Origin of the sequence: Pectobacterium brasiliense, from assembly GCF_013449685.1 — a bacterium.
Lineage (GTDB): Bacteria > Pseudomonadota > Gammaproteobacteria > Enterobacterales > Enterobacteriaceae > Pectobacterium > Pectobacterium brasiliense_A.
This window is the reverse complement of sequence record NZ_JACDSF010000066.1, coordinates 67,815-89,685: the sequence shown is the minus strand read 5'-3', so window position 1 is coordinate 89,685 and position 21,871 is coordinate 67,815. Positions and strand designations below refer to the sequence as shown.

Annotated in this window: 18 protein-coding genes; 12 read left to right on the top strand and 6 right to left on the bottom strand. The window is 52.5% G+C overall.

Going from position 1 to position 21,871, the window contains the following annotated elements:
- Window positions 1-110: 110 nt before the first annotated feature.
- On the bottom strand, window positions 111-2,345 hold the full coding sequence (pelX, locus tag H0248_RS20310) for a pectate disaccharide-lyase PelX (protein WP_180787268.1): 2,235 nt from the start codon (window positions 2,343-2,345) through the stop codon (window positions 111-113).
- Window positions 2,346-2,657: 312 nt separating this feature from the next.
- Here pelX and glmU point away from each other — a divergent pair, with 312 nt between their 5' ends.
- The 7 genes from glmU (at window position 2,658) to phoU (ending at window position 11,289) form a co-directional block, all read left to right on the top strand.
- A complete protein-coding gene (gene glmU, locus H0248_RS20305; RefSeq protein ID WP_180787267.1) occupies window positions 2,658-4,028 on the top strand; it encodes a bifunctional UDP-N-acetylglucosamine diphosphorylase/glucosamine-1-phosphate N-acetyltransferase GlmU in 1,371 nt (456 codons plus the stop codon).
- Between the two features lie 188 nt (window positions 4,029-4,216).
- Window positions 4,217-6,049 (top strand): glutamine--fructose-6-phosphate transaminase (isomerizing), encoded by a 1,833-nt coding sequence (gene glmS / locus H0248_RS20300; RefSeq protein ID WP_180787266.1) that lies wholly within the window; start codon window positions 4,217-4,219, stop codon window positions 6,047-6,049.
- A gap of 585 nt (window positions 6,050-6,634) precedes the next feature.
- A complete protein-coding gene (gene pstS / locus H0248_RS20295) occupies window positions 6,635-7,675 on the top strand; it encodes a phosphate ABC transporter substrate-binding protein PstS (protein WP_180787265.1) in 1,041 nt (346 codons plus the stop codon).
- A gap of 162 nt (window positions 7,676-7,837) precedes the next feature.
- The gene (gene pstC / locus H0248_RS20290; protein WP_180787264.1) at window positions 7,838-8,797 is read left to right on the top strand and encodes a phosphate ABC transporter permease PstC; all 960 of its coding nucleotides are present in this window, start codon (window positions 7,838-7,840) and stop codon (window positions 8,795-8,797) included.
- Complete coding sequence (gene pstA / locus H0248_RS20285) at window positions 8,797-9,684, top strand: phosphate ABC transporter permease PstA (RefSeq protein ID WP_180787263.1); 888 nt, start codon at window positions 8,797-8,799, stop codon at window positions 9,682-9,684. Before pstC ends, pstA begins: the two co-directional genes overlap by 1 nt.
- Window positions 9,685-9,770: 86 nt before the next feature.
- On the top strand, window positions 9,771-10,544 hold the full coding sequence (pstB, locus tag H0248_RS20280; RefSeq protein WP_010681437.1) for a phosphate ABC transporter ATP-binding protein PstB: 774 nt from the start codon (window positions 9,771-9,773) through the stop codon (window positions 10,542-10,544).
- A 13-nt stretch (window positions 10,545-10,557) separates the two neighbouring features.
- Entirely contained in the window at window positions 10,558-11,289 is a 732-nt protein-coding gene (gene phoU / locus H0248_RS20275; RefSeq protein WP_095993276.1) for a phosphate signaling complex protein PhoU, read from the top strand.
- 44 nt (window positions 11,290-11,333) lie between these two features.
- On the opposite strand, the gene H0248_RS20270 is transcribed toward phoU, so the two are convergent.
- A complete protein-coding gene (locus H0248_RS20270) occupies window positions 11,334-11,900 on the bottom strand; it encodes a helix-turn-helix domain-containing protein (RefSeq protein ID WP_180787262.1) in 567 nt (188 codons plus the stop codon).
- Between the two features lie 91 nt (window positions 11,901-11,991).
- Here H0248_RS20270 and H0248_RS20265 point away from each other — a divergent pair, with 91 nt between their 5' ends.
- The 4 genes from H0248_RS20265 to H0248_RS20250 all read left to right on the top strand — a co-directional run bounded on the left by H0248_RS20265 (window position 11,992) and on the right by H0248_RS20250 (window position 15,711).
- A complete protein-coding gene (locus H0248_RS20265; protein WP_180787261.1) occupies window positions 11,992-13,176 on the top strand; it encodes a benzoate/H(+) symporter BenE family transporter in 1,185 nt (394 codons plus the stop codon).
- Between the two features lie 126 nt (window positions 13,177-13,302).
- Entirely contained in the window at window positions 13,303-14,139 is an 837-nt protein-coding gene (locus tag H0248_RS20260) for an ABC transporter substrate-binding protein (protein ID WP_014917144.1), read from the top strand.
- Between the two features lie 98 nt (window positions 14,140-14,237).
- Window positions 14,238-14,981 (top strand): amino acid ABC transporter permease, encoded by a 744-nt coding sequence (locus H0248_RS20255; protein WP_039498300.1) that lies wholly within the window; start codon window positions 14,238-14,240, stop codon window positions 14,979-14,981.
- A 1-nt stretch (window position 14,982) separates the two neighbouring features.
- A complete protein-coding gene (locus tag H0248_RS20250; protein WP_180787260.1) occupies window positions 14,983-15,711 on the top strand; it encodes an amino acid ABC transporter permease in 729 nt (242 codons plus the stop codon).
- A gap of 10 nt (window positions 15,712-15,721) precedes the next feature.
- Here H0248_RS20250 and yieH read toward each other — a convergent pair whose 3' ends face one another.
- Window positions 15,722-16,387, bottom strand: coding sequence for a 6-phosphogluconate phosphatase (gene yieH / locus H0248_RS20245; protein WP_180787259.1), 666 nt, complete (start codon window positions 16,385-16,387; stop codon window positions 15,722-15,724).
- 245 nt (window positions 16,388-16,632) lie between these two features.
- Here yieH and H0248_RS20240 point away from each other — a divergent pair, with 245 nt between their 5' ends.
- Window positions 16,633-17,970, top strand: coding sequence for an NCS2 family permease (locus tag H0248_RS20240; RefSeq protein ID WP_010302438.1), 1,338 nt, complete (start codon window positions 16,633-16,635; stop codon window positions 17,968-17,970).
- Window positions 17,971-18,025: 55 nt separating this feature from the next.
- Here the strand turns inward: H0248_RS20240 and H0248_RS20235 are convergent, their stop codons facing one another.
- The 3 genes from H0248_RS20235 to aegA form a co-directional block, all read right to left on the bottom strand.
- Window positions 18,026-18,769, bottom strand: a complete 744-nt coding sequence (locus H0248_RS20235; protein WP_180787258.1) for a 4'-phosphopantetheinyl transferase family protein — start codon at window positions 18,767-18,769, stop codon at window positions 18,026-18,028.
- Between the two features lie 189 nt (window positions 18,770-18,958).
- A complete protein-coding gene (locus H0248_RS20230; RefSeq protein ID WP_180787257.1) occupies window positions 18,959-19,480 on the bottom strand; it encodes a 4Fe-4S dicluster domain-containing protein in 522 nt (173 codons plus the stop codon).
- Window positions 19,477-21,501 carry a formate-dependent uric acid utilization protein AegA gene (aegA, locus tag H0248_RS20225; RefSeq protein ID WP_180787256.1) on the bottom strand — a complete coding sequence of 675 codons (2,025 nt, stop codon included), beginning with the start codon at window positions 21,499-21,501 and terminating at the stop codon, window positions 19,477-19,479. Before aegA ends, H0248_RS20230 begins: the two co-directional genes overlap by 4 nt.
- Window positions 21,502-21,871: the final 370 nt, after the last annotated feature.

The following is a 21,871-nucleotide window of genomic DNA, read 5'->3' as shown; positions in this document are numbered from 1 at the left end:
GGTTCAAGATACAAGGGATGTATTCACAGCGTCTTTACGATCTATCCGTTGCTACCGCTCGACGCGCTTTGTCAGCCCCCCACCTTGTTAGGCGGGGGGGCTTGAAGCCCTTATTTTTTCTTCAGGAAGTCGCCAAGTACCAGATTGCCTTTGGCATCACGCGTAAACGTCTCAGGGATGGCTACTGACACGAAATTATTTACGGTGATTTCCTTACCTTGCGCGTTAACCGAACGGTCGCCTTTGATGAAGTAGTTGGTGTTATCGATATTGCCGACAACCGCATCATCATATTTACCCGCTTTAGTTTTCAGCGAAACGTTGTTCTTGAACACACCTTGTTTTTCCGGACCAGAGTAAGGGCTTGGGCGGAAAATGAAGTTAAAGCGTTCGTTATCTAACGCGATGTTGTTTTCAACGATCAAGGCGCCAGGGTTGAAGTTGTCAGTGAAACCATCAAGTTTGTTGCCTACAGCAATGCTGTTTTTAACCTGATGTGCCACTGGTTGGCCTTCACCACCCATTTTGAAGCCGTTGCTGGTGTTGTTCATGGCAATTGAATCCTCGATCACCACAACGCCGTTTGCGCCGTCTTCGATTTTGTTAAACAGATCGAAGCCGTCATCGACGTTATTGTGCGAGAACGCGCCGCGAATCACGTTGCCTTCACCCACACGCATTTTCACCGCGAAACCGTCGGCGTTAATTTTGCCTGAGTCCTGATTGCTGTGAGATTCTGAATTCAGGATCAGGTTGTGGCTGGCCCACAGCGGTCTACCCACATCGGCCGTCGAAGTCACCTGAATACCGGTATCGTCAGCGTGGTGCGCCAGAACGCGTTCGATGGTGTTGTAGCTCCCCTCAATACGGAACGGTTTCTCGGTGATTTCAATCCCTTTAACATGCCAATGGCTCGCTTTCAGCTGTAGGCCATGAATCACGGCTTTATTACCGACAGCAAACAGGTTCTTGACGGTTTTTTGCTGGCCGCTGGCGCTGACAGGAATTTCAGTTGCGCTGTAATCACCATCGTTGAGCCAGATTGTGCCACCAACTGGCAGAGCGGCGACGGCGCTGGCTAAATCGATCGGTGCATTTTTGCTGCCGTCATTGCTGGCTGAACCTTGTGGAGAAACATACAGATTTTTAGCGTCTGCATAGGCCACTCTTTCAACCTTGAATGTGCTCTCTTTTACTGCTTTATCATCGCCTTCCGCAGGCTGGTAGGCAATCTTGAACTCAGCGCCATTACCGGCAATTTTCGCTGGCAGAGATAAGGTTTCTCCCGCTTTTACCTGCTTTGCTTCACCCAGAGGTTGACCGTTTTGCGACACCGCGATCGTGCCGGCGTAGTTAGCTCTGGCCTGAACCACATAGTGTTCGCTGGTGGTTTTAGGCGATGACATCACCTGGAGCAACGGATCATAATCCTTGGCTTTAAACTCCGGTGACGCTTTGGTTTGCGCTGGCGTGGTAGTCAACTGTGCATTGCTGACGGTGATTTTGGCGTTACGGGAAGCAAAGAAACCAACGTAGTAGTGGTCTTTATCCAGCTTGGTGACGACGTCCGCGCCTTTGACTTCTTTTGATACCCAGTTATCCGTGCCTTTCGGCGCATAAGAGGTAATAAAGCCATCATTGGTACGTTCCAGTTTCAGACGGAACGTCGGCGTTTGCTCCAGATTCACATTTTCCTGGTAGCTGGTCTTGGTAATTTTCGCACCGGCATTGCCCCACGGCTGTGTGACGCCATTACGTAAAATAGCCTGTAATTTGATTTCGGTATGAGACTTCTTATCCTGCGTCATGATGGCGTTCATCACCATGTTGGATGCCGCAGGGAACTCCTCATACCCTTCTTTCAGCGGTTCCTGACGCGGTACGCCGATAATATCGCGCACCAGAATCCCTGCCCCTTCCTGAGCCGCCGGCTTGGCGCCGTTTTCTGGCCCAAACTGTTCCACGGTAATGTCAGACTGAAGCGTAAAATTCACATTGGCAGGCAGTTGCGTATAGAAGAACGTCAGCCCGTCATGGGTGTTGGCAATCTTTCCGCCACGACTCTCAATCGTGATGGGGGCGGACAAATCAGCGTTATCCCCCGGGGTTAGTTTCTTGCCGTTAATGGTGACATCGTTAACGCCAATTTTTTCCGGCAGGACATTGGATGAAAAGTTTACGTCTGTTGACTGACCAAAGGCGATACCGTGCCAGACTGGCGTTGATTCTGTCGCGGCGTGTGTGCTGAAGCTGAAAAGTAATGCATTCGTCAACGCGACGGCTGCGAGGCGTGAAGAACGGTGTTTCCGTAATGAATCACATTTTTGTGAAGAACAACGTTTCATTGTGTCTCCTTCGTTATTGAATTATTCGCCTACGTATATTGCTATAAATGAAACGCTGTTTCTTTTGTATGTGTCACAAATGGAAATACTTAAAAACAAAGTCTGTTTTTTATAAAATCCCGTGCCATTTTGTTGTTGAGGCTCTCATGCTTTCCTCATGAGTATTCATGGCTTTGCGAGCGACTTTCAGAAAAAACTCACCAAAAATTATCTGCGTTATGCCGGAATTTCGGTAAACTCTGGTTATTCATGCCGTAATCGGCTGGCCATTTTATTCTTGCGGGGCAGTGGCTTCGTATTGTCAGGATGCTTATGTCAAATAGTGCGATGAGTGTAGTTATTCTCGCTGCGGGTAAAGGAACCCGTATGTATTCCGACCTTCCCAAGGTGCTGCATAAACTGGCGGGTAAGCCGATGGTTCAGCACGTTATTGACGCTGCCATGACGACAGGCGCACAGCACGTTCATCTGGTCTATGGCCACGGCGGCGATTTGCTAAAACGTGAATTGGCCGATCCGGCGTTGAACTGGGTATTGCAGGCGGAACAACTGGGAACCGGGCATGCGATGCAGCAAGCTGCGCCCCATTTTTCTGATGATGAAGATATCCTGATGTTGTACGGCGATGTGCCGCTGATTTCATCGCAAACGCTGGGGCGTTTACGTGAGGCTAAGCCGCAGGGCGGTATCGGCCTGTTGACGGTGAAGCTGGACGATCCAACGGGCTATGGGCGAATTGTGCGTGAAAACGGTGCCGTAGTCGGGATCGTCGAGCACAAAGATGCCAGCGAAGAACAGCGCCAGATTAACGAGATCAATACCGGCATTCTGATTGCGAACGGCAAAGATCTGAAGCGTTGGTTAAGCCAGTTGAATAACAACAACGCACAGGGCGAGTTTTACATCACCGATATTATTGCGATGGCAGCGGAAGAAGGTCAGCGTGTTGAAGCGGTCCATCCCGAGCGACTGAGTGAGGTTGAAGGCGTCAATAACCGTCTGCAACTGTCGGCGCTGGAGCGCGTTTATCAGCGTGAACAGGCGGATAAGCTGCTGCTGGCCGGTGTGATGCTGCTAGACCCAGCACGATTTGATCTGCGTGGCGAGCTGGCTCATGGTCGCGATGTGGTGATTGATGTCAATGTTGTCGTGGAAGGCAATGTTAAGCTAGGCAACCGAGTGAAAATCGGTGCTGGCTGCGTGATCAAAAACTGCATCATTGGCGATGACTGTGAGATCAGCCCTTATTCCGTGTTGGAAGATGCCGTACTGGAAGCAGAGTGTACCATTGGCCCGTTTGCCCGCCTGCGTCCAGGCTCGGAACTGGCTGAGGGCGCGCATGTCGGCAACTTTGTCGAACTGAAAAAAGCGCGTTTAGGTAAAGGATCAAAAGCGGGTCACCTTAGCTATTTGGGTGATGCGGATATCGGTTCCGGTGTTAATATTGGTGCGGGAACGATCACCTGTAATTATGACGGTGCAAATAAACACAAAACGATTATTGGTGACGATGTATTTGTCGGCTCGGATAGTCAACTGGTGGCGCCCGTTAGCGTAGCCAGCGGTGCGACAATCGGCGCGGGAACGACCGTCACGCACGATGTGGCGGAGAATGAGCTGGTGGTCGGTCGCGTGAAACAGCGGCATATTTCCGGTTGGCAACGTCCGGTGAAAAAGAAATAGTCGTTGAGTAATATACCTCCGCTTATGGCGGAGGTTGTTTTGTCCTGTGTTTTAGTCTCCCAGAGCACAGAACAAAACATAATAATCCCCAACTCTCTACAAGGCTCGGGGAACCCGGAAAAACCGGAACAATCAGGTCTAAGACATCCCTGGTGACACAATATGTCACCTTTATAGGAATACCATCGATGTGTGGAATTGTAGGCGCAGTTGCGCAACGTGATGTTGCTGAAATTTTGTTGGAAGGTTTACGCCGTCTTGAGTACCGCGGCTATGACTCTGCGGGCCTGGCGGTTGTTGACAGCGAAGGACATGTCGCCCGTTTACGCCGTCTGGGGAAAGTGCAGGTGCTGTCTCAGGCAGCCGAAGAACATGAACTGCATGGCGGTACCGGCATCGCCCATACCCGTTGGGCAACGCACGGCGAACCTTCTGAAGAGAACGCACACCCGCATGTTTCTGAACATATCACTATCGTTCATAACGGCATTATCGAAAACCACGAGCCGCTGCGTGAACTGCTGATCGGTCGCGGCTATCGCTTTGTCTCCGAAACCGATACGGAAGTGGTTGCCCATCTGGTTCATTTTGAACAGCAACAGAATGGCGGAACGCTGGTTGACGTGGTTAAGCGCGTGATCCCACAGTTGCGCGGTGCTTATGGCATGGTGGTGTTGGATAACCGCGACCCAAGCGTACTGGTTGCTGCACGTTCTGGTAGTCCGCTGGTGATTGGCCGTGGTGTCGGTGAAAACTTCATCGCCTCCGATCAGCTGGCGCTGCTGCCAGTGACTCGCCGTTTCATGTTCCTGGAAGAAGGCGACATAGCGGAAATCACCCGTCGTGATGTGCGCGTGTTTGATAAATCCGGCCAGCTTGCCGCACGCGAAGAAATTGAATCAAAAGTAAATTACGATGCTGGTGATAAAGGCGCGTATCGCCACTACATGCAGAAAGAGATCTACGAACAGCCAATGGCGATCAAGAACACCCTTGAAGGGCGTTTCAGCCACGGCGAGATCAATCTGTCTGAGTTAGGCCCGAAAGCGGATGAGCTGCTGGCGAAGGTTGAACACGTTCAGATCATTGCCTGCGGTACATCCTACAACTCCGGTATGGTTTCTCGTTACTGGTTTGAATCACTGGCCGGTATTCCGTGCGACGTGGAGATTGCTTCCGAATTCCGCTATCGCAAGCCTGCCGTGCGTAAGAACAGCCTGATGATTACCCTGTCTCAATCCGGTGAAACAGCGGATACGCTGGCAGCACTGCGTTTGTCCAAAGAACTGGGCTATCTGGGATCGCTGGCTATCTGTAACGTTGCTGGTTCCTCGCTGGTGCGTGAATCCGATCTGGCGCTGATGACCAAAGCAGGCGTAGAGATTGGCGTGGCCTCGACTAAAGCCTTCACCACTCAGCTTACCGTTCTGCTGATGTTGGTGGCGCGTGTTGGCCGCCTGCGCGGTATGGATGCGCAGATTGAGCATGACATCGTTCATGGTTTGCAGGCGCTGCCAGCGCGTATTGAGCAGATGCTGTCTCAGGACAAGCTCATCGAATCTCTGGCAGAAGGTTTCTCTGACAAGCACCATGCGCTGTTCCTCGGCCGTGGCGATCAGTATCCGATCGCGATGGAAGGCGCGCTGAAGCTGAAAGAGATCTCTTACATCCACGCGGAAGCCTATGCAGCAGGTGAGCTGAAGCATGGCCCGCTGGCGCTGATTGATGCGGATATGCCGGTTGTTGTGGTGGCACCGAACAACGAACTGTTGGAAAAATTGAAATCCAATATCGAAGAAGTGCGGGCTCGCGGCGGCGAACTGTATGTCTTCGCTGATGAAGATGCCGGTTTCACTAGCAGCGAAAATATGAAGATTATTCCACTGCCGCATATCGAAGAAGTGATTGCGCCAATCTTCTATACGGTGCCGTTGCAGCTGCTGTCTTATCACGTCGCGCTGATTAAAGGCACCGATGTCGATCAGCCACGTAACCTGGCGAAATCCGTTACGGTAGAGTAATTTTTAAAATGAAGGTAAATAGCCATAGTGTTATTTACCTTCATTAGGTGGTTTATACCGCAAGAAATTCATGACACCGTAGTGACGGGAACATTAATCAATCTCCGTTCTACGTTGAAGATATGCAGGAAGGCGGTGTGTATTCCGTTGATGTCTCGCGAGTAAACGACTGGGCGATTTATTATCAGGGTGATAGCTATAAGCCTGATACGATGTACAAATTACTTAGCCATAGCCAGACTCACTGACCGATCTACCCGTCATACTTCAAGCTGCATGTGCGTTGGCTTCTCTTACTCACCCCAGTCACTTACTTGTGTAAGCTTCTGGGGATTCGCGCGGTTGCCGCCTTCCTGCCACTCGAATTATTTAGGGTATATACTCCACCAGTCAGAACGCCTGTTCTGGCTGGTGATGCCTGAGTTTTCCTGCACCCCGTGTCATTGTCATAAAACTGTCATATTTCGTACATTTTACTGTCACCAAATTGTCCTATTTTTCCTCCTGCGAACTACATTCTGATTTGATAACTCTGATAGATAACGACGTTACGTCGACACGTTTGAGTATCCCACAGGAGGGATTATGAAACTGATGCGTACCACTCTTGCCAGTGTTGTTGCGGCAACCTTTTCTCTGACGGCATTTTCTGCTTTAGCTGCTGCTAACCTCACCGGTGCCGGTGCGACATTCCCTGCGCCTGTTTATGCCAAATGGGCTGACTCCTATCAAAAAGAAACCGGTAATAAAGTTAACTATCAAGGCATCGGTTCTTCTGGTGGTGTAAAACAGATTATCGCTAAAACAGTCGATTTCGGTGCTTCTGACGCCCCTTTGGCTGATGACAAATTAGCACAGGATGGTTTATTCCAGTTCCCAACCGTTATCGGTGGTGTGGTGCTGGCCGTGAACATTCCTGGTGTCAAATCTGGCGAATTGACGCTGGATGGTAAAACGCTGGGTGATATCTACCTAGGCAACATCAAAAAATGGAACGACCCAGCAATCACTAAACTGAACCCGAATGCCAAACTGCCGGATCAGGACATTGCTGTGGTTCGTCGTGCTGACGGTTCTGGTACGTCTTTCGTATTCACTAGCTACCTGGCAAAAGTGAACCCAGAGTGGAAAGAGAAGATTGGTGCAGGTTCTACCGTGAACTGGCCGACCGGCCTGGGCGGTAAAGGTAATGATGGTATCGCGGCCTTCGTACAGCGTCTGCCTGGTTCTATCGGTTACGTAGAATACGCGTATGCGAAGCAGAACAACCTGACTTACACCAAACTGATTTCTGCCGATGGCAAATCGGTTAGCCCGACTGGCGCAAGCTTCAGCAACGCAGCCAAAGAGATCGACTGGAGCAAGTCTTTCGCTCAGGATCTGACTAACCAGAAAGGCGCTGACGCATGGCCGATCACCTCAACCACGTTCATCCTGGTTCACACCAAACAGGAAAAACCTGAGCAGGGCGCTGAAGTGTTGAAATTCTTCGACTGGGCGTTCAAGAAAGGCGGTGAGCAAGCCGAAGCGCTGGATTACGCCACGCTGCCAAAAGAAGTGGTTGAGCAAATCCGTGCAGCTTGGAAAACTCAGGTAAAAGACAGCAGCGGCAAAGCACTGTACTAATTAGTGTATCGACACGTCGTGTTGATAACCAGAGCATGATGAGGTTGTCAGGTTCTGGGAAATACGTAGTGGAATAACAAGTCGTATCGGGGCGGAGAGGTGATAGCAACCTCTCTGCCTTCAACAGTTTATCAAATGTAGTTAAAACGAGAAGAGAGACGTATGGCGGAGTACAAGCCAACTATCAAAGCCCCGGGAAAGTATGGCGATATCCTCTTCAGCACGCTGGTAAAACTGGCGGCGCTGGTCACGCTACTGCTATTGGGTGGCATCATTGTTTCCCTGATGGTGGCGTCCTGGCCCAGCATCGAGAAGTTCGGTTTTGCCTTCTTGTGGACGAAAGAGTGGGACGCGCCCGCAGAACAGTTTGGTGCACTGGTTCCGATTTACGGTACTGTCGTGACCTCACTGATTGCATTGATTATTGCAATCCCGATTAGCTTTGGGATTGCGCTATTTCTAACCGAATTGGCACCAACCTGGTTGAAGCGTCCGCTTGGCGTGGCGATTGAATTGCTGGCGGCCATTCCGAGTATCGTTTACGGCATGTGGGGGCTGTTTATTTTTGCTCCCCTGTTTGCCAAATACTTCCAACAACCGATAGGCAACGTCCTGTCCGGTATTCCTATTGTTGGCTCGCTGTTCTCCGGCCCAGCATTCGGGATTGGTATTCTGGCGGCTGGCGTCATTCTGGCCATCATGATTATCCCGTACATTGCGGCGGTGATGCGTGATGTGTTTGAGCAAACGCCGGTGATGATGAAAGAGTCTGCCTACGGTATTGGCTGTACAACGTGGGAAGTCATCTGGCGCATTGTGCTGCCTTATACCAAAAACGGCGTGATCGGCGGGGTGATGTTGGGACTGGGGCGTGCCCTGGGGGAAACCATGGCGGTGACCTTTATCATCGGTAACACCTACCAGCTCGACAGCGCGTCGTTGTATATGCCAGGCAATAGTATTACCTCTGCGCTGGCGAACGAATTCGCCGAAGCCGAATCCGGCCTGCACACGGCGGCGCTGATGGAGTTAGGGCTGATTCTGTTTGTGATTACCTTTATTGTTCTGGCATGTTCAAAGCTGATGGTTATGCGTCTGGCTAAAAATGAGGGGACGCGCTAATGGCTATATTAGGCATAGAGCAAGACGCTGCACTGGAGCGTTCGCGGCGTAAAATGCAGGCCTGGCGCCGCCAGAAAAATCGCATTGCGCTGTTTTTATCCATGTCCACGATGGTGTTTGGCCTGTTCTGGCTGGTCTGGATCCTGTTTTCGACCGTGACCCGAGGCGTGGATGGCATGTCTCTGGCGCTGTTTACCGAAATGACGCCGCCGCCGAATACAGCGGGTGGCGGGTTGGCGAATGCTATCGTCGGGAGTGGATTGCTGATCCTGTGGGCGACGCTGCTGGGGACGCCGCTGGGGATTATGGCGGGTATCTATCTGGCGGAATACGGTCGTAAATCCTGGATCGCCGAAGTGATTCGTTTCATCAACGACATTTTGCTGTCAGCACCGTCGATTGTGGTGGGGCTGTTTGTCTACACGCTGGTGGTGGCAAAAATGCAGCACTTCTCCGGCTGGGCAGGCGTAATTGCGCTGGCGTTGTTGCAGGTGCCGATTGTGATTCGTACCACCGAGAACATGCTTAAACTGGTACCGGATAGCCTGCGCGAAGCGGCTTATGCACTGGGTACGCCGAAATGGAAAATGATTTCTGCGATTACGCTGAAGGCATCGGTATCGGGCATTATCACTGGGGTATTGCTGGCCATCGCACGTATCGCTGGGGAAACCGCACCGTTGCTGTTTACGTCTCTGTCGAATCAGTTCTGGAGCACGGATATGATGCATCCGATTGCTAACCTGCCGGTCACCATATTTAAGTTTGCCATGAGCCCGTTTGTGGAGTGGCAACAGTTGGCCTGGGCGGGTGTATTGCTGATTACGATGTGTGTGCTGCTGTTGAATATTCTGGCGCGCGTTATTTTCTCTGCTAAGAAGCACTAATTCGCTAAGAAAGCGTCGTTTTCTGAGAAACATTAAATAAATTCAAGGTGCTGCCAGGCAGCGCCAGGAAAAAGAGAGAAGTCTTGATGAGTATGGCTACTGAGACATCCAACAAAATCCAGGTACGCGATCTGAATTTCTATTACGGAAAATTCCACGCGTTGAAAAACATTACGCTGGATATTGCCGCGAATCAGGTTACTGCGTTTATCGGCCCGTCCGGCTGTGGTAAATCCACGCTGCTGCGTACGCTGAACAAAATGTATCAGCTCTACCCTGAGCAGCGCGCCGAAGGCGACATCCTGCTGGATGGCAACAACATTCTGACGGATAAGCAAGATATCGCGCTGCTGCGCGCCAAAGTCGGCATGGTGTTCCAGAAACCGACGCCGTTCCCGATGTCCATTTACGATAACATCGCATTTGGTGTGCGCCTGTTTGAAAAGCTGTCTCGTGCCGATATGGATGAGCGTGTCCAGTGGGCGCTGACCAAAGCTGCGCTGTGGCAAGAGACGAAAGATAAATTACACCAGAGCGGCTATAGCCTGTCCGGTGGTCAACAGCAGCGTTTGTGTATTGCGCGCGGTATCGCGATTCGCCCGGATGTCCTGCTGCTGGATGAACCGTGCTCTGCGCTTGACCCGATTTCTACTGGCCGCATTGAAGAACTGATCTCCGAGCTGAAAAAAGACTACACCGTGGTCATCGTGACGCACAACATGCAGCAGGCAGCGCGTTGTTCAGATCATACGGCGTTCATGTATTTGGGTGAGCTGATTGAGTTCAGCGATACTGATACCCTGTTTACTGCCCCAAGGCAGAAACAGACTGAAGATTACATCACCGGCCGTTACGGTTGATTAGGGAAGCATCATGGATAATCTGAATCTGAACAAACACATTTCCGGTCAGTTTAACGCCGAACTGGAACACATTCGCACGCAGGTCCTGACCATGGGCGGGCTGGTGGAGCAACAACTGAGTGACGCGATTACCGCGATGCATAATCAGGACGCGAATCTGGCTCAGCAGGTGATTGAAGGCGACGCCAAAGTTAACATGATGGAAGTGGCGATTGATGAAGCCTGCGTGCGCATTATTGCGAAGCGCCAGCCTACCGCCAGCGATCTGCGTCTGGTGATGGCGATCATCAAAACCATCTCCGAGCTGGAACGTATCGGTGACGTGGCGGATAAAATCTGTCGCACCGCGCTGGAGAAATTCTCTCATCAGCATCAGCCGTTGCTGGTGAGTCTGGAGTCATTAGGGCGCCACACCGTGCAGATGCTGCATGACGTGCTGGATGCGTTTGCCCGCATGGATCTGGACGAAGCGATTCGTATTTATCGCGAAGACAAAAAAGTGGATAAAGAGTACGAAGGGATTGTGCGTCAACTGATGACCCACATGATGGAAGATCCTCGCACTATCCCAAGCGTACTGACCGCACTGTTCTGCGCCCGTTCTATCGAGCGTATCGGTGACCGTTGCCAGAACATCTGCGAATTTATCTTCTACTTCGTCAAAGGTCAGGATTTCCGTCACCTGGGTGGCGATGCGCTGGAAAAGCTGCTGGCGCAGAAAGATAAGAAAGAAGAAGAGTAAGCCAGTTTTTGTGCTTATCGTGATAACGCCCTGCTTGCAGGGCGTTATTTTTTATCAGGATAGTGAATCAAATCGTGGAAGCGCGCCGTGGTATCGGCAGGGTTGTGGTAGCGGTGTTCTCTGTCGGCGGCAAAGCGTAGAGCATCTCCGGCGGACAGCAAATGCGTCTGTCCATCAACGGTCATCTCCAACTGTCCCTCCAGCACAATAATATGCTCGATCACCCCGTTATCATGCGCCGATGAGGTGCTGCTGGCACCCGCCGCCAGCTCAATAACCAACATATCAAAACGCAGTTTTTCGTCGAAGGGGAAGAGGGGTACCACGTGCATTCCCGCCTCATCCTCCCTGAATGCCGATCCCGCACCTGAGCGATAGGTCACGTCTTCATCTACGAGCGTCGGTTCAATAAAGGTAGAGAACGCCACATTCATGCCGGTCGCAATTTTCCACAGCGTGGCGACCGTCGGGCTGGATTCACCGCGCTCGATCTGGCCGAGCATTGCTTTGCTTACGCCCGTCTCTTCTGCCGCCCGTGTGAGGCTCCAGCCTTTCTCTTGTCTTAACGTTTTCAATGTATTGCCAATACGGCGGGTTAGCTCATCAGACATCAATATTGGCTCCTGCTTGTGCGTTATAGCGCACGCTGTTATGTTAACGCTTTCTGTGCGTTATAGCGCACGACAAGAGTGAAGGTATACCATGCCTGCGTCATTTGCGCTAAAAGATGTCACCTTTTCGACCCTCATCGCCGGTTTTGTTGCGGTGCTGGTGGGCTACACCAGTTCAGCCGCCATCATTTTTCAGGCAGCGGAAGCGGCGGGTGCCAGTGCAGTGCAGATTGGCGGTTGGTTAAGCATGTTGGGGATTGCCCAAGGGCTGGCGTCGATTAGCCTGTCGCTATACTACCGTGCGCCGATACTGGCGGCCTGGTCAACGCCGGGGGCGGCGCTGTTGGTCACCAGCCTGCCGGGTACGTCGCTCAATGAGGCGATCGGCGTGTTCCTGTTTGCCTCCGCGCTTATCTTTATCTGTGGGATCACGGGTCTTTTTGCCCGTCTGATGAATGTGATTCCGCAGGCTATTTCTGCCGCAATGCTGGCGGGGATTTTGCTGCGCTTTGGCGCGGATGCCTTTCTTTCCCTGCAACAGGATTTCTGGCTGGCTTTTGCGATGTGCGTAACCTATTTGCTCAGCCGTCGGCTGCTGCCGCGCTTTGCCATTGTGCTGACGCTGCTTGCTGGCCTGCTGCTGGCCCTATTTCGTGGGCAAATTGCGGTTTCTGATTCGCCGCTGGTGTTCGCTGTACCGGAATTCATTACACCGCATTTTTCGTGGGCATCTTTGCTGGGCGTTGGCATTCCGTTTTTTATTGTCACGATGGCATCGCAGAACGCACCGGGCGTTGCCACGCTGAAAGCGGCAGGCTATCAGGTTCCTATCTCACCGCTGATTACCGTTACGGCATTAATCGCGCTGATTTTGACGCCGTTCGGTGGTTTTTCCGTGTGTATCGCCGCGATTACCGCCGCGATCTGTATGGGGTCGGATGTGCACCCCGATCCGAAGAAACGCTACCTTGCCGCCGTCGCGGCGGGTGGCTTTTATCTGCTGGCGGGCGTTTTTGGCGGCTCTATCGGGCAGCTTTTCACGGCGCTACCGCAGCCGCTGATTCACGCTATCGCCGGTTTGGCGCTGCTCAGCACGATTTCAGGCAGCCTGTATCGTGCGCTGCTGGAGGAAAAGCAGCGCGATGCCGCGGTCGTTACTTTCCTGATCACCGCCTCTGGGCTGACGCTGTGGGGAATCGGTGCGGCATTTTGGGGGCTAATTGGGGGGATGATGACCTGGTTTATTCTGTCAGTATACGCTGATAAGGCGCGTTGAATCGTCAGGATAATCTGCCAGAATTGCGAAGTAACATAAGGTTATATTATAGCTATTTATGTTATTTCCCGCGTTTTCGCCCTGCTGATAGCCTGCTGTTAATACAGCAATATTAAGGGGCAGGGAATGAAAAAGCAGATTTTGACAGTGACTTTATTGGCCGGATTGGCTTCCATTTCTGGTGCTGCACAGGCCGATAAACTGGATGATATTCAGAAGGCGGGCGTGGTGAAAATTGCTGTCTTCGACAGCAACCCGCCGTTTGGCTATGTCGATCCGCAGAGCAAAAAGCTGGTGGGTTATGACGTAGATATCGCCGAGGCGATTGGTAAGGCGCTGGGCGTGAAGGTTGAACTGCGCGCGACGAACCCGGCTAACCGCATTCCGTTGTTAAGTTCGCAGAAAGTCGATCTGATTGCCGCGAATTTCACCATTACGGATGAGCGTGCCAAGCAGGTTAACTTTAGTATCCCTTACTTCGCTACTGGGCAAAAATTCATCGCCCGTAAAGGCGTGCTGAAAACGCCGGAAGACATCAAAACGCTGCGTATTGGCGCGGATAAAGGCACCGTGCAGGAAATTACCCTGCGTGAGCATTATCCGACGGCCAAAGTGATTTCCTACGACGATACGCCGCTGGCCTTTGCCGCGCTGCGTAACGGCAACGTTCAGGCCATCACGCAGGACGATGCCAAGCTGGTCGGCCTGCTGGCTAACGTGCCCGATGCACAGAAGGCTGAGTTTGAAATCTCTCCGTTCAGCATTACCAAAGAGTATCAGGGTGTTGGGATTCCGAAGGGCGAAGAGCGTCTGACGGCGAAAATTAACGACACGCTGATTAATCTGGAAAAACAGGGTGAAGCGAAGACGATTTACGATCGCTGGTTTGGGCCGAGCACGAAGTCATCCCAGCCGCGCGGCGATTTCACCTTTGCCCCGTTGGATCAACAACCTAAATCCTGATAGCTGACGCCTGGTGCTACGATCCCAGCCCTCTGCAATACAATGCAGAGGGCATTTCTATTTGTACTTCGTAATAATGACAAAGAGAGATAAAACGCATGGATACGGCGCTGCAATCGCTTGAATCGTGGCTGTTGGCTCCTCAATACCTCATCTGGCTGTGGCACGGTTTCCTGATCACGCTGGGTATTTCCCTGAGTACGATCGTTCTGTCTACCGTGTTGGGCTTTCTGTTGGCGGCGGCCAGAGACAGTCAGATTCGGCTGCTGAGCGGCGTTGTGGTGGCCTATAGTTCGCTATTTCGTAATACGCCGCTGTTGGTGCAGCTGTTTTTCTGGTATTTCGGGGCTGGGCAGCTTTTTCCCTCAGCGATGATGCAATGGCTGAACACCCCGCATGCTATTTCGCTGCTGGGCATGACGTTAGCGTGGCCTTCTTTTGAGTTTTTAGCCGGATTAGCAGGGCTGACGCTCTATTCCAGCGCGTTTATTGCGGAGGAAATCCGCTCCGGTGTTCGCGGTGTAGCACGTGGGCAGAAGTACGCGGCGCATGCTCTGGGGTTAACCGGCTGGCAATCCATGCGTTATGTGGTATTGCCGCAGGCGCTAAAAATCGCCCTGCCGCCTTTGCTGGGGCAGTACATGAATATCGTTAAGAACTCGTCGTTGACGATGGCGATTGGCGTTGCTGAATTGTCCTACGCATCGCGTCAGGTGGAGACGGAAACCTTGCGCACGTTTCAGGCATTTGGTGTAGCAACGGTGTTGTACATCGTGATTATTGCGGTGATGGAAGGCTGGGGCATGTGGCGTCAGCAGCGTAGTCTGGCGGAGAGACACTGAGATGGATTTTACCGTTATCACTGATAACCTCGGCTATTTGATGTGGGGCACGTTCCCGGATGGCCCGCTGGGCGGCGCGGCGCTGACGCTGGTGATGAGCCTGCTGGCGGGCGTCGCGTCTGCTGTTCTGGGGACGATTTTGGGCGTGGCGCTGGCGATGTCCTGGGGCGTGTGGAGCGCGCTGCTGGCGATGGTGTTGGGGTTCTTCCGGGCGATTCCCGTCATCATGCTGATTTTCTGGACCTACTTCCTGCTGCCGATCGTTTTTGGCGTCGATATCCCTGAAATTACGACCGTGGTGTGTGCGCTGGCGCTGATCGCCTCGGCGTATCTCGCGCATGGCGTGAAGGCGGGCATTGTCGCTATTGGGCGCGGTCAGTGGCAGGCCGGACTCTCATTGGGCTTAAGCCGCTGGCAGGTGTTGTGGCAGATTGTCCTGCCGCAGGCGCTGCGGATGATGGTGCCCTCCTTCATTAATCAGTGGATTTCCCTGATTAAAGACACCTCACTGGCCTACATTGTCGGCGTCGGCGAACTGACGTTTCTCGCTACGCAGGTCAATAACCGCAGCATGGTTTACCCGATGGAGGTTTTTCTGTTTGTCGCGTTGGTCTACTTCGTGTTTTGCCTGTCGCTGGAGCTGCTGGCGAACGGGGTTAATGCCCGTTTTAGCCAGCAGGAAAAGCAGCCGAAGCGTCGTCTGCTATGGTGGCGGAATAAACCAGCCTGAGGGGCGGCTTCTACGCGGTGATATTCCAGCCTTTTTCGCGCCAGATTTGCGGCAGTTCGTGCATATCGTCGAACATCGTGACCAGCGGGTGATGGATTGGCTGGTTGTGGGGATCGGCGCAGTAATAAAACACCGGAATGCCCGCAGCGATGCCAGCCTGTACGCCAGCGGCGGAATCTTCAACCAGAATGCAGTGCTCAATGGGAAGCTGTAACCGCTCGGCGGCGTGATACAGCACTGCTGGATCGGGCTTCCATTTTTTCAGATCGTAGCCGCTGTAGAGATGGTCGCCAAACAGATCGAGCATATGCGTCAGGCCGAGCGAATGCTGCATCTTGCTGACCGGACCATTGGATACCACGGCCATCGGGACAGTAATCGACTGCACTAACTCACGTGCACCCTCGATAGGTTGCAGGAATTCATCGAACAGACGTTTCACCTCTTGCCGGAAATGACGCTCCGCATCGTCTACCGACACGGTTAAGCCATGCTGCTGGCTGATGCGGGCAATAATCTCGTACAGCTTCACGCCCTTGTAGGTTTTTATCACCTCCTCCAGCGATAAGTTCACCCCATACGGGATGAAGATATTCACATAAGCCTGGCAACACAGCACTTCGCTATCAACCAGCGTGCCATCACAGTCGAAGAAGACGCATTCAATACGGGGCATGACCAATCCTTATCGATGAAATAAAAGATGAAGCCTTTACTTTAACCAATTGACCCAATATTGCGACCTATAAAGCCATTTTCACTGCTATCTTGCGTAAAATTGGGGGGATTTAACCGAGAGAAAACGATGACGTTAATAGGTTCTTCTTATTCGATGAAAAAAAACGTGGGATCAACGTAAAAAAGCCGCGTTTTGTTATAGGATACCCGACGACAGTTATTCCCTTCTTTGGATTGTTACTCATGAATAAATCACAACCCGGTCTTGCTACCGAGCAAGGCCTGCTGGAGCGCGTGTTTAAACTTAAACAACACGGCACGACAGCACGTACGGAAACAATTGCCGGTTTCACGACGTTTTTGACGATGGTTTACATCGTTTTTGTTAACCCGCAGATTCTGGGTGTGGCGGGGATGGATACCAAAGCGGTCTTTGTGACCACCTGTCTGATTGCGGCATTCGGCAGCATTTTGATGGGGCTGCTGGCTAACCTGCCTGTGGCGCTGGCACCTGCAATGGGGCTGAATGCGTTTTTCGCTTTTGTCGTCGTCGGTGCGATGGGTCTGCCATGGCAGGTTGCGATGGGTGCTATTTTCTGGGGCGCAATCGGTTTCCTGCTGCTGACTATCTTCCAGATTCGCTATTGGATGATCGCCAATATCCCGCTTAGCCTGCGTTTGGGTATCGCCAGCGGTATCGGGTTGTTCATTGCCATGATGGGCCTGAAAAACGCCGGTATTATCGTTCCTAACCCTGAAACACTGGTGACGATTGGTAATCTGACGTCACACAGCGTGCTGTTGGGCGCTCTGGGCTTTTTCATTATTGTGGCGCTGGCTTCACGTAATATTCATGCTGCGGTACTGATTTCTATCGTCGTGACTACCTCAATTGGCCTGCTGCTGGGCGATGTGACGTATTCTGGTGTGTTCTCCATGCCACCGAGCGTCATGTCGGTGGTGGGTCAGGTTGATCTGGCCGGGGCGCTGAACCTCGGGATGTCCGGCATTATCTTCTCCTTCATGCTGGTTAACCTGTTTGACTCCTCCGGTACGCTGATTGGCGTGACAGATAAAGCTGGTTTGGTTGATGCGCGCGGTAAATTCCCACGCATGAAGCAGGCGCTGTATGTCGATAGCGTTAGCTCTGTGGCCGGTTCATTTATCGGGACATCCTCCGTTACCGCATATATTGAAAGTTCTTCTGGCGTGTCCGTTGGCGGACGTACCGGCCTGACGGCCGTGGTGGTGGGGCTGCTGTTCCTGCTGGTCATCTTCCTGTCACCGCTGGCGGGTATGGTGCCGGCCTATGCGGCTGCTGGCGCACTGATTTACGTGGGCGTATTGATGACGTCCAGTCTGGCGCGCGTAAAGTGGGATGACTTGACGGAAGCCGTTCCGGCCTTTATTACCGCAGTGATGATGCCGTTCAGCTTCTCTATTACTGAAGGGATCGCGCTGGGCTTCATTTCTTACTGCGTGATGAAGCTGGCGACGGGCCGCTGGCGTGAAATCAGCCCTTGCGTGGTCGTGGTTGCGCTGCTATTCCTGCTGAAAATCGTGTTTATCGACGGGCATTAATCTGTTCGTGGCTCCGGGGCTTTCCCGGAGCCTCAGCCTGCGACAAGGCGGCTGGCTACTGTGAAGCGGTAGAGGTGGCTTTTTCTATCGTATGGCTGGTTAATTTCATATAGCGTACAGATTGGCGCTGCTGCTGTAGAACTTCCCCCGTCTTTCTCATGCCCGTTGCCGACGTGTATTTCCACATGATCAATCGGTTAAGCGTGGGGACATGAGCGCAGGCCCAGGCAAGGTAATCATCAACATCGCTCATCACTTCTACGGCGGGGGTGCAGGTTGAACGCAGCCTGCCAGAGGCGGGGTGGAGTTTCAGATTAGTAGGAGGGTGGCCGTTCACGCCAGGGATCTTCATCAATGACTGGCGGATGGTGCATAGCTGCGTTGCTGCTTCCAGCGGATCGCGCTGCGCGTCGATCCACGCCTGTTCTGCCTGTGTCTGCGCCTGCATTTGTGGGATGACCTGATTTGTTGGCCTGACATGAACGATTTCGATATCCATACCGACGCTGCCTTCTTCGCTCAGGAGGATGGCGATAGTATTGCCTGCATAGCCGATGCTGAAATTGGGCATATTGGGATCGGCAAAGTAAGGGCGTCCTTCAGGGGACACGAGTAGCGTGGGCAACAGCGGATAGCCGAAAAAATAGAACATCATTTCAGCCAGCAGCACTCGACTTTTCAGATAACGCTCGCGGCGTTTGGCTGAGAAACCTTGTGTTGATGAGATGAGCCTATCGGGCAGTCTTTGTAAGTCAGGAAGCGCTTCCGTGCTTGTCCACCTGACAAAATGGCAGGTCATTGTTCACTCCGTGATCGTGATAAAAGATGGGAATCTATCAGGCATTACCAATGCATATTATCAGACTAATATGTGATCTAAAGAAAAATCGATGGATAAATCGGCGATAATTATTAATTAGGCACACCGAATTTTCTGCACCGTATGTTTTGTGGCGATCCTTCCCTGTTCGCCACCTGCCAGTCTGTTTTAATGGCTCGGCCACCCCAGTGCGGAACGCCGCTGTTTTTCCAGCGTCTGCTTGCGCAACTCATCCTCTGTTACTAATCGCAGCGCCGATGTCGGACACACGCTGACGCAGGAAGGGCTCTGGGCGACATCCACGCATAAATCACATTTGTGAACCTCGCTTTGCGTGAGGTGCGCTTCCTCTTCGTTATTCGACGCTTTTGTCACCACATTGATAGCCCCGAAAGGACAGGCGACGACGCAGCTTTTGCAGCCGATGCAGCGGGACTGAATAACCTGGATGCTATCCCGATCGCGCACCAGCGCGTCATTCGGGCATACGCTGGCACAGGGGGCGTTCTCACACTGACGGCAAAGAACGGGAACGCTGACGCTGGCGCTTTTAACGACCTTCAGGCGGGGAAAGAAGTGAGAAGGCCGCAGTTGTGCGCTTTGCCCCCCGCTATGGGCTACCGCGCAGGCGATCTCACAGGTCCGGCAGCCGATACATTTTTCTGCTTCGGCGATAACAAATTGATTCATGAGCGGAGCTCCTCGCGGGTTGCGTTCATTTCAGGGCGCTGCGGGTGTGCGGGAATAGCTCCCGTGATGGCGGTCAGCCCCATCGTCGCAATCATGCCCAATGCGGCTTTGCGCCCGTCGGCAATCGCGGTAACGACCAGATCGGCACCGCGTACGGCATCGCCACCGGCAAAAATACGCGGGTGGTTGGTCTGGCAAGGTATCTGACTATCAAGCGGGGCGGTGATGTATCCCCAGTTATCCAGACCGATGTCGGCGTCTTCCAGCCACGGCATGCTGTGTGACTGAAAGCCAAATGCGGTTATCACGGCTTCCGCGGGCTGCACGAATTCTGAATCAGGAATAGGGCGCGGGCGACGGCGGCCGCTGGCGTCAGGCTCGCCCAGTTCGGTGCGAACCAGACTAATGCCGCATACTTCGCCCTGTTCATTGAGGCAGATTTTTTGTGGCTGAACGTTAAACAGGAATTCCACGCCTTCTTCGCGGGAGTTTTTCACCTCTTTTTTCGAGCCGGGCATATTGGCTTCATCACGACGATACGCGCAGGTGACGGATACTGCACCCTGCCGAACGGACGTGCGCAGGCAGTCCATCGCGGTATCCCCACCGCCGAGCACCACGACGCGTTTGCCCGCCATCGAGATATAAGGCTCATCTTCTAATTCAGGTAGCCCCATGACGTGTTTGGTATTGGCGATCAGGAAAGGCAGCGCATCGAAGACGCCGGGAGACTCTTCATTATCAATGTTGGCCTTCATGGAGCGGTAGGTGCCTACGCCGAGGAAAACGGTGTCATAGTCGTCCAGCAACTGAGCCAGAGAAATATCTTTCCCCACTTCGGTATTCAGTTGGAATTCGATGCCCATGGCGCTGAACACTTCACGCCGATGAACCAGAACGTCTTTATCCAGCTTGAATGACGGAATCCCGAACGTGAGCAAGCCACCAATTTCTGGGTGACGATCGAACACCACGGCCTGCACACCGTTGCGGGCTAGCACATCGGCACAGGCTAGCCCAGCAGGACCAGCACCGACGATCGCCGCGCGTTTGCCACTGGGAACAACATGCGTCATATCGGGCGACCAGCCCATTTTTATCGCGGTATCGGTAATGTAACGCTCAACGTTACCGATGGTAATCGCACCATACTCCTTGCCCAGCGTACAGGCTCCTTCACATAACCGATCCTGCGGGCACACTCGGCCACAGATTTCCGGCAGGCTGCTGGTTTGGTGCGACAGTTCTACGGCTTCAAGAATGCGTCCCTGTTTGGCCAGACTCAGCAGCTCGGGAATATTGTTATGCAGCGGGCAGGTCCACTCGCAGATCGCGCGTTTGCCGCAAGAAAGGCAGCGGTCAGCCTGATCTTCCGTCTGCTGCACGGAGAAGCCATGATAGATTTCATCAAACGTGGAGGTTCTCTGGGTCAGCGGCTTTTTCTCGGCATCTCGGCGCGGCCAGTTTTTTCTTTTGCTGAGCGGATGGGTTGTCAGCGTTTTCAGCACGGGCGTTTCACGTTGCCAGTGAGCAGAGGAACGCAGCGCCATTGCCTGCTGTTTCTCCTGACGGCGGGCCGCTAATGTTTGCTCGCTGACGAGCTGTAAGGCCTGCGTTGGACAGGCTTCTACGCACGCTTGCCCTTCTGGACGATCGGCGCAGAGATCGCATTTGTGGGCGATGGCGCTGTTGTCTACAGGGCTTGTCACCATGGACATCGCGCCGAACGGACAAGCCAGTACACAGCTTTTGCAGCCGATGCACTTTTCCTGAACGAGCTGAATGCTATTGTCTTTTCTGATCAAGGCCTGTGTTGGACACACGCTGGCGCAGGGGGCATCTTCACAATGACGGCAAGTCACGGCAGCCCGCAGTGTTGGCGTATTGAATGCTTTTATTCTGGGCTGAAACACCGCTGCACTATCTGGATAGCGCTCGTCATTGTGTGAAATGACACAGGCGATTTCGCATGCATGGCACCCCATACAGTCTTGAGTACTGGCAATAACAAATCGGTTCATTACCTTTTCCCACTCTGGATCCCTCGATCGTGGCCTTTATCCTAATAGTTGGATAACCCCCTGACCTTGATATAGAGCAGGTAAAAAGTCGGTTAATGTTAAATCTCACATGGGTTACTAATAAAATTATTGAATCGTTTCAGTAGGTTGTAATGTTATGCGGAAGTAATGGTCTGGTTGCATATAACCTTGCTTTTTATCTGGTTTACAGTAGTTTATCTCGGGTAAAAATTCTGATTTTCATGATTTTTGTTAATTTCCCCATGAAATAACTCGTTACTTTTCCTTACGCCCCTCATAATGTTGGACGCTATTTGCACGCAGCAAAACACTGTTGCATCAAACAATGTTGCAGCTAAATAACGCGTTT

Bases quoted from the DNA above. Each gene is read 5' to 3' on its own strand.
- pelX (WP_180787268.1), bottom strand. From the start codon at position 2,345: ATGAAACGTTGTTCTTCACAAAAATGTGATTCATTACGGAAACACCGT.
- glmU (WP_180787267.1), top strand. From the start codon at position 2,658: ATGTCAAATAGTGCGATGAGTGTAGTTATTCTCGCTGCGGGTAAAGGA.
- glmS (WP_180787266.1), top strand. From the start codon at position 4,217: ATGTGTGGAATTGTAGGCGCAGTTGCGCAACGTGATGTTGCTGAAATT.
- pstS (WP_180787265.1), top strand. From the start codon at position 6,635: ATGAAACTGATGCGTACCACTCTTGCCAGTGTTGTTGCGGCAACCTTT.
- pstC (WP_180787264.1), top strand. From the start codon at position 7,838: ATGGCGGAGTACAAGCCAACTATCAAAGCCCCGGGAAAGTATGGCGAT.
- pstA (WP_180787263.1), top strand. From the start codon at position 8,797: ATGGCTATATTAGGCATAGAGCAAGACGCTGCACTGGAGCGTTCGCGG.
- pstB (WP_010681437.1), top strand. From the start codon at position 9,771: ATGAGTATGGCTACTGAGACATCCAACAAAATCCAGGTACGCGATCTG.
- phoU (WP_095993276.1), top strand. From the start codon at position 10,558: ATGGATAATCTGAATCTGAACAAACACATTTCCGGTCAGTTTAACGCC.
- H0248_RS20270 (WP_180787262.1), bottom strand. From the start codon at position 11,900: ATGTCTGATGAGCTAACCCGCCGTATTGGCAATACATTGAAAACGTTA.
- H0248_RS20265 (WP_180787261.1), top strand. From the start codon at position 11,992: ATGCCTGCGTCATTTGCGCTAAAAGATGTCACCTTTTCGACCCTCATC.
- H0248_RS20260 (WP_014917144.1), top strand. From the start codon at position 13,303: ATGAAAAAGCAGATTTTGACAGTGACTTTATTGGCCGGATTGGCTTCC.
- H0248_RS20255 (WP_039498300.1), top strand. From the start codon at position 14,238: ATGGATACGGCGCTGCAATCGCTTGAATCGTGGCTGTTGGCTCCTCAA.
- H0248_RS20250 (WP_180787260.1), top strand. From the start codon at position 14,983: ATGGATTTTACCGTTATCACTGATAACCTCGGCTATTTGATGTGGGGC.
- yieH (WP_180787259.1), bottom strand. From the start codon at position 16,387: ATGCCCCGTATTGAATGCGTCTTCTTCGACTGTGATGGCACGCTGGTT.
- H0248_RS20240 (WP_010302438.1), top strand. From the start codon at position 16,633: ATGAATAAATCACAACCCGGTCTTGCTACCGAGCAAGGCCTGCTGGAG.
- H0248_RS20235 (WP_180787258.1), bottom strand. From the start codon at position 18,769: ATGACCTGCCATTTTGTCAGGTGGACAAGCACGGAAGCGCTTCCTGAC.
- H0248_RS20230 (WP_180787257.1), bottom strand. From the start codon at position 19,480: ATGAATCAATTTGTTATCGCCGAAGCAGAAAAATGTATCGGCTGCCGG.
- aegA (WP_180787256.1), bottom strand. From the start codon at position 21,501: ATGAACCGATTTGTTATTGCCAGTACTCAAGACTGTATGGGGTGCCAT.